This window comes from Anaerococcus sp. HMSC075B03, from assembly GCF_001815585.1.
Taxonomy (GTDB): domain Bacteria; phylum Bacillota; class Clostridia; order Tissierellales; family Peptoniphilaceae; genus Anaerococcus; species Anaerococcus vaginalis.
This window is the reverse complement of the sequence record NZ_KV821193.1, coordinates 76,917-90,287: the sequence shown is the minus strand read 5'-3', so window position 1 is coordinate 90,287 and position 13,371 is coordinate 76,917. Positions and strand designations below refer to the sequence as shown.

At 29.2% G+C, this 13,371-nt stretch carries 11 protein-coding genes and 2 pseudogenes; all 13 read left to right on the top strand.

Annotated elements, in window-relative coordinates; genetic code table 11:
* Window positions 1-151: 151 nt before the first annotated feature.
* The 13 genes and pseudogenes from HMPREF3045_RS05840 to HMPREF3045_RS05785 all read left to right on the top strand — a co-directional run bounded on the left by HMPREF3045_RS05840 (window position 152) and on the right by HMPREF3045_RS05785 (window position 13,283).
* Entirely contained in the window at window positions 152-376 is a 225-nt protein-coding gene (locus HMPREF3045_RS05840; RefSeq protein WP_039920572.1) for a helix-turn-helix domain-containing protein, read from the top strand.
* Complete coding sequence (locus tag HMPREF3045_RS05835; protein WP_070737839.1) at window positions 377-2,401, top strand: type I restriction-modification system subunit M; 2,025 nt, start codon at window positions 377-379, stop codon at window positions 2,399-2,401. It begins immediately after the preceding gene.
* Window positions 2,395-3,861, top strand: coding sequence for a restriction endonuclease subunit S (locus HMPREF3045_RS05830; protein WP_070737836.1), 1,467 nt, complete (start codon window positions 2,395-2,397; stop codon window positions 3,859-3,861). The genes HMPREF3045_RS05835 and HMPREF3045_RS05830 overlap by 7 nt, the downstream gene beginning before the upstream one ends.
* Before the next feature lie 16 nt (window positions 3,862-3,877).
* Window positions 3,878-4,828, top strand: a complete 951-nt coding sequence (locus tag HMPREF3045_RS05825) for a DUF3644 domain-containing protein (protein ID WP_070737833.1) — start codon at window positions 3,878-3,880, stop codon at window positions 4,826-4,828.
* 473 nt (window positions 4,829-5,301) lie between these two features.
* Window positions 5,302-5,769, top strand: a pseudogene (tnpA, locus tag HMPREF3045_RS05820) (IS200/IS605 family transposase).
* Window positions 5,770-5,960: 191 nt separating this feature from the next.
* Window positions 5,961-6,256, top strand: a pseudogene (locus HMPREF3045_RS09100) (plasmid mobilization relaxosome protein MobC).
* 107 nt (window positions 6,257-6,363) lie between these two features.
* The gene (locus HMPREF3045_RS05815; RefSeq protein ID WP_070737830.1) at window positions 6,364-6,600 is read left to right on the top strand and encodes a helix-turn-helix domain-containing protein; all 237 of its coding nucleotides are present in this window, start codon (window positions 6,364-6,366) and stop codon (window positions 6,598-6,600) included.
* Complete coding sequence (locus HMPREF3045_RS05810; RefSeq protein WP_070737827.1) at window positions 6,587-7,609, top strand: DNA cytosine methyltransferase; 1,023 nt, start codon at window positions 6,587-6,589, stop codon at window positions 7,607-7,609. Before HMPREF3045_RS05815 ends, HMPREF3045_RS05810 begins: the two co-directional genes overlap by 14 nt.
* 10 nt (window positions 7,610-7,619) lie before the next feature.
* Window positions 7,620-8,576, top strand: coding sequence for a HaeIII family restriction endonuclease (locus HMPREF3045_RS05805; protein ID WP_070737826.1), 957 nt, complete (start codon window positions 7,620-7,622; stop codon window positions 8,574-8,576).
* Between the two features lie 57 nt (window positions 8,577-8,633).
* Window positions 8,634-9,671, top strand: a complete 1,038-nt coding sequence (locus HMPREF3045_RS05800) for a DNA cytosine methyltransferase (protein ID WP_070737823.1) — start codon at window positions 8,634-8,636, stop codon at window positions 9,669-9,671.
* Between the two features lie 5 nt (window positions 9,672-9,676).
* On the top strand, window positions 9,677-11,344 hold the full coding sequence (locus tag HMPREF3045_RS05795) for an ATP-binding protein (RefSeq protein ID WP_070737820.1): 1,668 nt from the start codon (window positions 9,677-9,679) through the stop codon (window positions 11,342-11,344).
* A 449-nt stretch (window positions 11,345-11,793) separates the two neighbouring features.
* The gene (locus tag HMPREF3045_RS05790; protein ID WP_218970141.1) at window positions 11,794-12,519 is read left to right on the top strand and encodes a hypothetical protein; all 726 of its coding nucleotides are present in this window, start codon (window positions 11,794-11,796) and stop codon (window positions 12,517-12,519) included.
* Window positions 12,520-13,004: 485 nt separating this feature from the next.
* Window positions 13,005-13,283 carry a DUF6506 family protein gene (locus tag HMPREF3045_RS05785; RefSeq protein WP_070737817.1) on the top strand — a complete coding sequence of 93 codons (279 nt, stop codon included), beginning with the start codon at window positions 13,005-13,007 and terminating at the stop codon, window positions 13,281-13,283.
* Window positions 13,284-13,371 lie beyond the last annotated feature (88 nt).

Below are 13,371 nucleotides of genomic sequence, written 5' to 3'. Positions count from 1 at the left end.
AATAGAAAAATTGGCAAAAGAAATATGGGATATACATTCCCTATTATTAAGAAAGAAATGAGCTGTATAAGTTTATAGAGCTGTCTATATGTACAGTTGTAGAAACTTATTTTATTTGATATAATATATATATTTATATGGGGGTCAAATAATGAGCAATGAAATTATATTTACGATAAATGAAGTACTTAATGAAAAAAATATTAGCAAGAATTGGCTTGAAGAAAATGCTAATTTACAAAGAAGTCAATTAAACTCATATGCAAATAATAAAGTAAAACGAATAGATCTTGACGTATTAGCAAGAATTTGTATAGCGCTAAATGTCGAAGTTGGCGATCTTATTAAATTGCAAAGAAATAAAGGAGAACTTTAAATGGAATCAAAAGTAATAGTCATACCTGAAGGTAAGGTATGTGATTATATAGATGGAAAATTTAGAAAAGATACGCCAGAAGAATATGTACGTCAAACTATTGAAAAAAGACTAATAAACGAACATAAATATAATCGAGATCAAATAAGCATTGAATATACAGTTCAAATTGGTTCTGGTAAAAAGAGAGCAGACATAGTTATATTTCCTGATGAAAAAGTTGATAAAATACAAGAAAATATAAAAATTATTATTGAATGTAAAAGTGAAAAAATTGAAGCTAGTAACTCTAAATATGGGGTCGCTCAATTAAAATCATATATGTCAGCTTGTTCCAATGCAGAATGGGGCATGTGGACAAATAGTAAAGAAAAGTTTGTATTCAAAAAATATATAGATGATTCTGGATCTATACAATTTATGGACTATAATGACATTCCATCAGCTGATGGAAGCTTAGATGATATTAATAGACCTAAAAGAACAACTTTAAAAAACGCATCAGATGATAATTTGTTATTCACATTCAAAACATGTCATAACCATATTTATGTAAATGAAGGAATGCAAAAACAACCTGCTTTTTTTGAACTTTTAAAAGTTATTTTTTGTAAAATTGAAGATGAGAGGGACATTCCCAAACCATTAGAATTTTATGCAACAAGTGAAGAAAGATCTAATGGTGATGGTCAACTAACCATTAAAAATAGGATAGAAAAGATATTTGAAAGAGTAAAAAAAGAAAAGAAAAATGCAAAGATCTTTGAACCGAATGATAGCATAAAATTACATCCCAGGACATTATCCTATATAGTGAGCGAATTACAAAAGTATAGTCTTTTAAATACAAGAATAGATATTAAGGGAAAAGCATATGAAGAAATAGTTGGTGCTTACCTTAGAGGGGATCGTGGTGAATTTTTTACACCCAGAAATATAATGCAGATGGTTGTTGAAATGATAAATCCTACTATTGATGAGAAAGTTTTGGATTCATCTTGTGGAACGGGAGGATTTGTTGTAACTGCTATGACTCATGCTATGAAGCAATTAAGGTCAGAATTCACAAAAGATATTGGAAAAGATAAAGAAAACTGGAATGATTATGAAAAGAAAGCTTTCCAAGATAAAATTTCTGATATGGCAAAAAATAACTATTATGGATTTGATATTAATCCAGATTTAGTAAAAGCGACAAAGATGAACATGGTTATGAATAATGATGGCAGCGGAAATATTCTTCAAACAAATTCCCTCTTACCTCCTCATGAATGGACAGATGATTTTAAAACAAGATTAGCATCAGCTCTACAAATTGATAAAAAATCAATTATAAATCACTATGATATAGGATTTTTTGATGTAATTGTAACCAACCCACCATTTGGTAGTAAGATCCCAATAAAAGATCATGCTATATTATCTCAATTTGAACTTGCCAGAATATGGAATCAGAATAAAAAAACAGGTAAATGGACAATGACTGATAGGTATCAATCATCTGTTTCCCCTGAAATATTATTTATAGAAAGATGCTATCAATTTTTAAAACCAGGTGGCAGAATGGGCATAGTTCTTCCTGATGCTCTGTTGGGTTCTCCAGGCACTGGCTATATAAGAGAGTGGCTAATAAAAAATACAAAGATTATTGCAAGTATTGATTTACACGAAGATACATTCCAACCAAGAAATGGTACTCAAACATCAGTGTTAATCTTACAAAAGAAAACAAAAGAAGAAATATCCAAAGAAGAATCTACTGGACAAATGGCTGATTACAACATTTATATGGCAATAGTTGACAAAATTGGTCATGATAAAAGAGGAAACACCCTTTTTAAAAGAGATAATGAAGGAAACGAGATAATGGTTCCTGAAAAACAAAATGTTTATAGATTAGATGAAACATCAGCAGGAGATAAAACAGCCCAAATGGAAAATAGAGAGAAAATTGTTGATGATCAAACGATTCTCGTACCAGATATTTTTAGAAAATGGAAGATTAATGAGGGAATATCATGGTAAATTCAGCAGCTAAAAAATTAGAAAAAGAATTAATAGAAATAGTTGAAGTACCTAAGGATGATATTAACTGGTCTAGTGTTTCTTTGAGCGATATTTTAACTAGAGATAAACGACTAGAAGCATCAACATTTAATATAGATAGAGATCATGCATTACAGCTATTAAACAATAGTAAATATGAAGTAATAACTTTAGGAACAGATAATATTGGGTTTAATGAGTGCTACTATGGACCACGTGCAAAAAGAAATTATTTAAGCGATATAGATAGTACGTCTATAGGGTTTCTTGGAAGTTCAGAAATGTTAGATATTTATCCTAAACCAATAAAATATGTTTCTCCCGATAATCCTATGGTTAAACAGCTTTCTTTGAGTGAAGAAATAATTTTGATATCTCGATCTGGAACTATAGGTAATGTAACTTTTGTAAATAAGTCATTAGCAAAATATTTAGTTAGTGAACATGCAATAAGGTTAGTTATTGATAAATTTCCTGGATATGTATATGCCTATCTTAAAACCGATATTGCACAAAATTTATTGCATGCAGAGAAATTTGGATCAGTAATATTAGAAATTGAACCAGAAGCATTAAAAAACATGCCTATTCCTAACCCTCCAGATATGATTAAGAAAAAAATTGACGATTTAATTCTACAATCATATGCTAAAAGAGATGAATCAAATAAACTTATTGATGAAGCAACTAAAATTATGATTGATGAGCTAGAGTTACCTCCAATTGAAGAATTAAAGAAAGAAGCTTTTTCTTATAGTAAAGATATTAATTCCTTTTCAACTAAGCTAAGCGATTTAAATGGAAGACTTGAAGGAAATTATCATCTCCCTTTAGTAGATGTGATTGAAAAATATTCAAGCAAAAATGCTAATTTAATAAAATTAAATAGTGAAAAAATTACTGAAAAAATAATCTTGCCAGGAAGATTTAAAAGAGTATATGTAGAAAAGGGAAATGGAAAAATATTTTTAGGTGGGAAGGAAATAGGTCAACTTGATCCTAGTGGCAAGAAGTTCTTATCTGTAAAACATTATTCGGATAAATTAATTAGTGATATTACAATTAAAAGAAATGATATCTTGGTAACTAGAAGTGGAACTGTAGGGAAAGTTATGATGGCACCAAAACATTGGGAAAATTGGGTATCTAGTGATCACGTTATTAGAATCTTATCTAAAGAATCGTATCATGGTTTGAATTTTATATGGTTATCATCTGAATATGGAAAAGAATTAATAAAAAGACAAATATATGGATCCGTTGTAAATGAAATCACAGAGGAACAACTTGGAGATGTTGTTATTCCTATTTTTAAAGACAATAAAATAAATATGTCAATTTTAAACTTGATAGATGAAGCAAACGAATTACGATATCAGGCTTATAAACAAGAACAAGAAGCTATTAGTATCATGAATAAAGAAGTATTAGGACTATAATTATATTGGAGGTTTTATGGGCAGATCAATCTCAAATGAATTATTAGATAAATCAAAAGAGGCAATGATTTCAGCTGTACAAATTTATAACAATCCTTCAATTAAGTTTAAGTCTGAAATGTTCATCATAACTGCCATTATTTCATGGACTTACTTAATGCATGCCTATTATAGAAAACGTAAAATTGATTATAGATACTATAAAATGAACGGAAAGCAAAAAAGATATGACAGAACGAAAAATGGAGCATATAAGCACTGGGAACTTGAAAGATGTATTAATGAGAAGAAATCTCCTCTAGATAAAGGGACAGTTAATAATTTAAAGTTTTTAATAGGTATAAGACATGAGATTGAGCATCAGAAGACAGACAATATTGATGAATATATTGGAGCTAAATTACAAGCCTGTGCTTTAAACTATAATAAAGAATTAACTAAAATGTTTGGTAAAAAGCATAGTATAAGGGATAATTTAAGCTTAGCAATACAGTTCTCCCCTATATCACCAGATCAAGAAGAATTATTAAGAAATGAAGCCAATATTAATATTCCTATTAATGTTAGAAATTTTATAACAGAGTTTGAATCTGATTTAGACGACGAGGAGTTAAAATCTTTATCCTATTCCTATAAAATAGTATACGTACCTGTTTCCGTAAATAGGGCTAATCAAGCTGATAGGGCAATTGAATTCGTACCAGCAAATAGTACTGATGCAAAAGATTTTGAACGAGTATTGTTAAAAAGTGTAGAAAAAAAGAAATATCTTCCTAGTGAAATAGTTAATTTAATGAAAAATGAAGGGTTTTCAAAGTTTTCTATGCATTATCATACACAGTTATGGAAATCACGTGATGGAAGAAATCCTAAATATAATTTTGGTGTATGGGTTTCTAGACAATGGTATTGGTATGAAAATTGGGTTAATGAAGTTAGAGATTATTGCATAAAAAATAAATTTTAGTACCGGTACTGGGACTGGGACGGGACTAAAAATTTGAAAACGTCCTATAATTAGGTGGATTTGGTGATACTCTAAAAAATAGAATCTAGTATTTTGAATGGTTTGGGATATATTGTACTTTTGGAAAAGAAGAATGGGAATAGTAGCAAAAAAACAAAAAACTTTGTAAAATCAATGGTTACAGAAGATTAAAAACTGTAACTGGGATTAAAATGGGAACATTTGTCAAAAAGAATAAATTGAATAATAGTTCCAAGTGGTTTACATTTGGCAAAAAATTAGATCATAACTTAAGTGTTATGGTCTTTTTTATTTTGTTGTCCACTTAAGTGAGTTGAGCGAACAAAAGAGAGTGAAACAAAAAACCACCTGCTATGCAGGTGGAGAAATCTAGCTTTAGCTTCAAGCACCAAGAAAACCTCCTTAAAGTATAATTGTGATAGTCACATGCACAATTAAACAAGGTGGTAATCATGGATAAAAATACTTTATCGCATACAAGCTAGGCAAATATCATATAGTTTTCGCACCAAAATTTAAAAGACAAGTAATATATAGACAATTAAGAAAAGATATAGGAAAGTATACTTAGAGAACTGTGTTCAAGAAAAAGAATAAAAATAATAGAAGCAGAGCTATGCCCAGACCATGTCCACATGTTGGTAGAAATCCCACCAAAATGTTCAGTATCACAAATAATGGGATATTTAAAAGGAAAAAGTTCGCTGATAATATTCGATAGACACGCCAACCTAAAATATAAATATGGAAATAGACATTTTTGGTGTAGAGGATATTATGTAGATACGGTGGGAAGAAATGAAAAGAAAATAAAAGAATATATACAAAATCAATTAAAAGAGGACTATTACACTGACCAAATAAGTATAAAAGAATACTATGACCCGTTTACGGGAGAGTCAGTAAATAAAAACAAATAAAAAAACTGCTTAAGCAGTAGTTGTGATAGTGGTGTATGTGGTGGAATATTCGACAGCCCCAATAGGGGCGTGCCGGTATTCGCGCCTTATAGGCGCTGTGCAAACTACCAGCTTAGCTGGTAGTTTTGATTTTGTTTGATAGGTTGTACAATTAAAAGCAACATCCAGTATAAAATAAATTTAAAAAATCAATTAAAATAAATTTAGCAGATGAAGAAAAAGAATACATAACTTGCAAATTGTAAAACAATGCCCCATTTTCCTAGAAAATATGTGTTGGAAAAAAGAAATTTATATTGTAGACCTAGAACCATTTAGAAACCTACAATGGCTACTTTAAAATGCAACAAATAACATAAGCCAGATTGCAAAAGCAACTAATACAAGGGGTGTTATTTATAAGAAAGATATTGATTATATGAGAGAAAAAATAGAAAAATTGGCAAAAGAAATATGGGACATACATTCCATGTTATTAAGAAAATAATTATCTAATTGGTTCGAGATAAGAGAATAAAAGCCTGTTAAAAGAATGGGTTTAATGGTATAATTAAGACAATATAGATAAATATAGGGAGTTGTTTCGAATATCTCATGTTGAAATTTAGTTATAAAAAATTGTTTAAAAAACTTATAGACTTAGAAATGAAAAGTACTGAACTTATGGATGACGCACAAGTAAGTAAAAGTACATTTTATAAAATAAAAAATGGACAAAATGTTACTACAGATGTGCTTTTAAGAATTTGTAATACATTGAATTGTGATATATCAGATGTGATGGAATGTGTAGAGTTTGAAACAGAGGAGATAAATGATGGAATTGATTAGCTTGTTTTCAGGAGCAGGTGGACTAGATTTAGGATTTCAAAAGGCGGGTTATGAGATAGTGGCAGCCAATGAATTTGACAAAACTATTTGGGAAACATATGAAAAAAACCATGAAGCAAAATTGATAAAAGGCGATATATGTAAAATACCTTCAGATGAATTTCCAGAATGTGATGGGATAATAGGTGGACCACCTTGTCAATCATGGAGTGAAGCAGGCTCACTTAAAGGAATTAATGATCCTAGAGGACAACTATTTTATCAATATATCAGAATTTTAAAAGATAAGAAACCTAAATTTTTCCTTGCTGAAAATGTAAAAGGAATGATGGCAAAAAGACACAACTCTGCAGTAGAAAATATAGTTTCACAGTTTGAAGAAGCTGGATATGATGTATTTATACATTTATTAAATGCAAGTGACTATGGAGTACCACAAGATAGAAAAAGAATCTTTTATGTAGGATTTAGAAAAGATTTGAATATTAGTTTTGATTTACCTCCTAAACCATACGATTATAAGTTGACATTTAGAGACGCCATTTATGACTTAAAAGATAACGCAATTCCAGCTTTAGAAAAGAACAAAACTAATGGTGATAATTGTAATTTCTCAAATCATGAATATTTTATAGGAGCATACTCTCCAATATTTATGAGCAGAAATAGAGTGCGCGATTGGGATGAACAAGCATTTACTGTTCAGGCTTCTGGTAGACAATGTCAATTGCATCCTCAAGCTCCTAAAATGATTAAAAAAGATAAGAATAAGCAAATATTTGAACCAGGTAAGGAAGAGTTATATAGAAGACTATCTGTTAGAGAATGTGCAAGGATACAAGGATTTCCAGATGATTTTAAATTCTATTATACAAATCTAAATGATGCCTATAAGATGATAGGAAATGCTGTTCCAGTAAATTTGGCATATGAGATGGCAAAAGCTATTAATTTAGCTTTGAATGAACCTAATGTATTTTCTTATCCAAAACAATTGCAGATGATTTAGAGGTGTTTATATGAGTAATAAAAGTAATAATAAAGGAAGAGCTTACGAATTTGCGTATCTAAACACTCTACATGAGGAAATATCAAAATACCGAGTTTCAAAAATAGAAAAAAACTCAAGCTACAAAGCTGCTGAAAGATCATGGAATACTTTAGAAGAATCAGAGAAAGATATGTATAAAGTTAGTGCATTAGCAGGAACTAATACAATTTTAGAACTTGAGCCATTAATACTTGATGATGGTGATGATGAATTAGAACTAAAAATCCAAACTGATGAAAATGGTAAAGCTGGAGATGTAAGGGATGTTTTAATCATTAGAAAAGGCATAGAATGGGAGATTGGGCTAAGTGTAAAGCATAATCATTTTGCGGTTAAGCACAGTAGATTATCTAAAGGATTAGATTTTGGAGAAAAATGGTACGGTATAAAATGCTCTGATAAATATTGGGAAGATATAAAGCCTATTTTTGATTATTTAGAAGATGAAAAGGCAAAAGGATCAAAATGGAGAGATCTTCCTAGCAAAGAAGCTGATGTTTATTTACCACTTCTAAATGCTTTTAAGGATGAAATAGATAGGCAAAATAATGTTTATGGGAAAGACATCCCAAAATTAATGGTTGAGTATCTTCTTGGAGAGTTTGATTTTTATAAAGTAATTGGTATTGACAGTAAACAAATGACACAAGTTCAAAGCTATAACCTAAGAGGTACTTTGAATAAAGAAGGCATAAAACGCAAAAGAAGTGTCAAGTTACCAATAGCTTCGTTACCAACAAGAATTGTAAGCTTAGAATTTAGACCAGGAAGCAAAAATACTTTGGAACTATACCTTGATAGAGGTTGGCAATTTAGCTTTAGAATACACAATGCAGCAACAAAAGTAGAAACAAGTCTAAAGTTTGATATACAAATAATAGGTATGCCTACTACTATTATTTCTATAGATTGTAAGTGGAAGTAATAATTCCTTATTAAATACTATAAATATAAGTGTGTTTTTAAAAATAAGGAGGTATTTATGAGATATGGAGCTATTGATTTATTTTGCGGTATAGGAGGATTAACATGCGGTCTTGAAAAATCTGGTATTAATGTAATTGCCGGATTTGATTTAGATAAAACATGTGAATATTCATATACACATAATAATAACGCAAAATTTATTAATAAGAACATAGAAGATATAACTGCTAAAGAGATAGAAGAATTATTTTTTGGATATGATATAAAAATATTAGCTGGATGTGCTCCGTGTCAGCCTTTTTCTATGCATCAAAAAGATAAAAATAATAGAAAAAAACACAAGGATTGGAGCTTACTTTATCAATTTGGACGTTTAATTAATGAAGTTAAACCTGATATAGTTTCTATGGAAAATGTACCTGAGTTAATAAAAGAAGTAGTCTTTAATGACTTTATAGATACATTAAAAAATTGTAATTATAATATTGATTATAAAATTGTTAACGCTGCAGATTATGGTGTTCCTCAACGAAGGAAAAGATTATTGCTCATAGCTTCAAGAGACATGAAGATTAAGTTTATTCAACCTACTCATAAAATTCCTGTTACAGTTAGAGATGCAATATATAATTTGCCTAAAATTGGAGCTGGTGAAATTAACAATGATGATAGTTTGCACGTAACATCTGCCCTATCACAAATAAATCTACAGAGAATTCAACACTCTGTTCCTGGTGGAACTTGGAGAGATTGGCCGCAAAATTTAATATTAAATTGCCATAAAAAAGAAACTGGTCGTTCTTATTCTTCTGTTTATGGTAGAATGAAATGGGATGAAGTATCACCGACTATTACAACACAATTTATAGGATATGGAACTGGAAGATTTGGTCACCCAGAGCAAGATAGAGCATTAACACTTAGAGAGGGATCAATATTACAAACTTTTCCTAATTCATATTCATTTGTTCCAAAAGGTAGCAAGGTTATATTAAAAAATATAGCTAGACACATAGGGAACGCTGTTCCACCCAGATTAGGAGAAATTATAGGCTTGAGTATAAGATCAAGTTATGAAAAAGAAAGTGAGTAAATCAAATGAAAAATAATTTTACTTTTAACATTTCATTAAGCGTATTAAACCACTTAGGTAGAAATTTATATAGAAATATTATAACAATATTAGGTGAAGCTATATCAAATTCATGGGATGCAGATTCTAAAAATGTGTGGATAAATATCAATAAAAATAATAATTCTATGGAAATTATAGATGATGGCATTGGAATGACATACATGGATTTTCAAAATAAATTTTTAAAAATTGGTTATTCAAAGAGGAAAAATGGTGATTATAAGACGGAAAGTGGGAGACCTTTTATAGGAAGAAAAGGCATAGGAAAATTGGCTTTATTATCTTGTGCTCAGCGAATCCACGTAGCATCTAAAACAAAAGAAACTGATTTTGTAGGAGGTGTTATTGATAATTCTAGCTTAGATGAAGCGATTAACGATGATTTAAATTCACAGGAATATGTACTTGAGAACCTTACATCTGATGTTTTAACATCAATAAATAAATTAGAAAAAGGAACTTATATTTTTTTCGAAAATGTTAACGAAGGAATAACTAATACTGTTGATTATATTAAAAAATCAGTAGCATTATATTTTAGATTTTCGTTATTAGATGAAAATTTTAATATATATGTTAATGGCGAAAAAATTGATGAGAAAATGTTGAAGAGCTTAGCAGAAGATACCCAGTTTATTTGGATAATAAATGATATAGAGGATCCATTTATTAATCAATTATCTTCAGATATTGAGAAAAAAATATTAAAATCAAATATTAATTTTAAAGGTTATATTGCATCGGTTAACAAACCATCAAAACTTAAAATTCGTGGCACACAAGAAAAGGTAACGATTGATCTTTTTGTAAATGGAAGACTAAGGGAAAAAGACATACTGAGACATATCCCAACATCTAGAATCGTTGAAAATTATGTGTATGGTCAAATTCATTTTGATGATTTGGATTCAGGTGATACAAAGGATATATTTACAAGTAGTAGAGAAGGAATTATTTCTGATAATCAAAATTATAAACTATTCCTCAATGAAGTTGAAAGATTATTTAAAAATATAATGAATGATTGGGATGATTTAAGGCGTGAAAAAGGAGATGATGGTGATCCCGATAATATGAAGATTACACCTAAGAAGAGAAAAGCTCAGGAATTATTTAATACAACTATCAAGGAAATGAAAGAAACTCATAGACATAATAGTGATTATAAAAAAGTTAATAAAAATCAACTTGTTGAAGATTGGGTTAAATCTTTATCTACTGAATCGGAATATAATATTCCATCGTATGTGGAATGTTTTATAGCTGAAAATCTCTTAAGAAAATATATAGTTTATAATAAAATGGAGTTATCTAAAGAAGCTACCAGAGAAGCTAGTAAATGGAAGAAAAGAGAAGAAGAGAATAAGGGAATAGCAAACATTAGTTATGATATAAGAGAATCAATGGATGATATCTACTATCTTGATATGAAATATTTGTCAAATTTTATTGATAAGGCATCAGATAAAAATAAAGATCCTGCGCTAAGTAGATCATCTGACATATATAAACCTGTTAGAGATGCAGTTGGTCATACTTCAATAATAACAAAAATAGCTAAACAACAATTGTCAATTGAATTAGAAAATATAAAAGCTAGAGTAATGGATTTAATGGATAAGGTTAAGTGAACAAATTTGGTACAAAAAATTTATTCATTTTCCGGTACTGGAACTGGAACGAGACTAAATATTTGAAAATGTCCTATAATTAGTGGATGTAATGATATTATAAAAATTAGAATCTAGTATTTTGAATGATTTGAGATATATCGTACGTTTGGAAAAGAAAAATGGTAATGACAAGAGAAAATATGTTACTGCTGTAAAACTGTTAAAAACACATTATTTGGCTATTTTGACTTAGCAAAATTCTCGAAATGGTACTATTTTGATAATAAAAAGCTGAAAAAGCAGGTTCAAAATGGAGTTGTTGAATTTAGGTAAATTGTTTAAAAGCCTTCTGTCGTTTTTGTGGGAGGTTGTTTGGACATGGTTTAAAGAATTATATTAGTTGCTTGAAGATACTGCTATTGTATAGCATAATTAAAAATGATTTATGTACAGGAGAAGTAAAAATAATGTTAAAGAGTATTGTTTCACAAGTTATTGATTGTGCAGTTGGTCAAATTACGGATATTTTAAAATCAAAACTTGAAAATTATATAAGTGAGCGCAATAAGGATGTTTCATGGAATGATGTTGTTCAAGAAACTATTAATGCTACTGAAGGGATAGATGAAGAAATCGTAAAATACGTATTTAGTCGATTATCTGTTTTGAATTTGAAAAAACATTTATTTGATAAAAATTACAATAATATTTACAGAAAATTTGTGTTGACTTTGGCAATGGAATTATGTAAGTTTGATAAGGAAAATGATTTTTCAATTTCTTTGGGAACAGCAGTGCTTGATAAGTGGCTTGAAAAAAACAAACTATCAATAGATTGTGATAGTTATGATGTTGAGGAACTTAATAGGATAATTAGTGACCGTGAGGAATTATATCGAAATTATTTTAAATTATTTGAAGAGAAAAATGGAGTTGATACAATAAGAATTTTTTATCCTAAAAATGGAGAAAGTTGGATTATATGGGAAGATAAATATTCAGTCGATATTAATGTAAATTTATCAAAGGGACTTTCATATGGATTTTGCAGAGAAGGGTTTGATTATTATAAGAAAATACGCAACAATGAATATAAAATTCTAAAGTGCGCATATATTGAAAATGAAAAAGAAATATTGCGTTTTAACGATTTTCCGTTTAATGAGGATAATACGATTATTTGGGTTAGATAACAAACTTCTCTATGAAATAATAATCTATTTATCTCAGCTGGTTAATCTAGCGTATAGATAAGCTTTTATACTAAAAGCTTATAACTTTAAGACCTAAAAATCTTTGATATGTGCCCTCCTTACTAGACACCCAAGTAAGGGGGGGATTTTTTATTTATAATAATGTTAAATATTATAGCCTGCACATGAATGTAGATATGTATAGATTTCAATAAAAAATATATTAATATATACTAATACTAAAGAAGATAACATTTTTATTGATTATGAGGTAAAATTTCGAATAGTATAAAAATTGTGATTTTCAAACTGATAGGTTGCAGGATGAATTGTTTCATCTATTTGAAAAATTTAAAATAAAATATAAATGAAAAAGATGATATAATCTAATCCCAAAATCTAGAATGTAAATGGATTGGGTCAGCTCATTTCATTATTTATTTACTAAACTAGATGGTATGATATTGAAAGATAAGGAGAAAAAAATGAAATTTGTTTATTTAATTATGGGACCTTTTGATTCTAGTATTGATAGAAAGGCTATTGGAAAAAATGATAATGCTGAAATTATTGGTGTTAGAAATTTGGATGAGGCTAAAGTGGTTGCTAAATCTTTAATTGGGATTGCTGATGTAATTGAGCTTTGCGGGGCTTTTGAAAAAGATGGGGCAAGGGAGATTATTGATGCAACAAATGGCAAGATTCCTATTGGTTTTGTTACCCATCTTGATAGTCAGGATGATTTGTTTGATGAATTATTTTAATTTTCATGATTTTTTACAAGCTTTAATAGTAGCTATTTTAGGTCCACTTTTTATATTTATTTTTAAAAAAATTTTTGAATTGGTAAAA

Excerpts from the sequence above, each read along its gene's own strand:
- HMPREF3045_RS05840 (WP_039920572.1), top strand. The coding sequence starts at position 152 with ATGAGCAATGAAATTATATTTACGATAAATGAAGTACTTAATGAAAAA.
- HMPREF3045_RS05835 (WP_070737839.1), top strand. The coding sequence starts at position 377 with ATGGAATCAAAAGTAATAGTCATACCTGAAGGTAAGGTATGTGATTAT.
- HMPREF3045_RS05830 (WP_070737836.1), top strand. The coding sequence starts at position 2,395 with ATGGTAAATTCAGCAGCTAAAAAATTAGAAAAAGAATTAATAGAAATA.
- HMPREF3045_RS05825 (WP_070737833.1), top strand. The coding sequence starts at position 3,878 with ATGGGCAGATCAATCTCAAATGAATTATTAGATAAATCAAAAGAGGCA.
- HMPREF3045_RS05815 (WP_070737830.1), top strand. The coding sequence starts at position 6,364 with ATGTTGAAATTTAGTTATAAAAAATTGTTTAAAAAACTTATAGACTTA.
- HMPREF3045_RS05810 (WP_070737827.1), top strand. The coding sequence starts at position 6,587 with ATGGAATTGATTAGCTTGTTTTCAGGAGCAGGTGGACTAGATTTAGGA.
- HMPREF3045_RS05805 (WP_070737826.1), top strand. The coding sequence starts at position 7,620 with ATGAGTAATAAAAGTAATAATAAAGGAAGAGCTTACGAATTTGCGTAT.
- HMPREF3045_RS05800 (WP_070737823.1), top strand. The coding sequence starts at position 8,634 with ATGAGATATGGAGCTATTGATTTATTTTGCGGTATAGGAGGATTAACA.
- HMPREF3045_RS05795 (WP_070737820.1), top strand. The coding sequence starts at position 9,677 with ATGAAAAATAATTTTACTTTTAACATTTCATTAAGCGTATTAAACCAC.
- HMPREF3045_RS05790 (WP_218970141.1), top strand. The coding sequence starts at position 11,794 with ATGTTAAAGAGTATTGTTTCACAAGTTATTGATTGTGCAGTTGGTCAA.
- HMPREF3045_RS05785 (WP_070737817.1), top strand. The coding sequence starts at position 13,005 with ATGAAATTTGTTTATTTAATTATGGGACCTTTTGATTCTAGTATTGAT.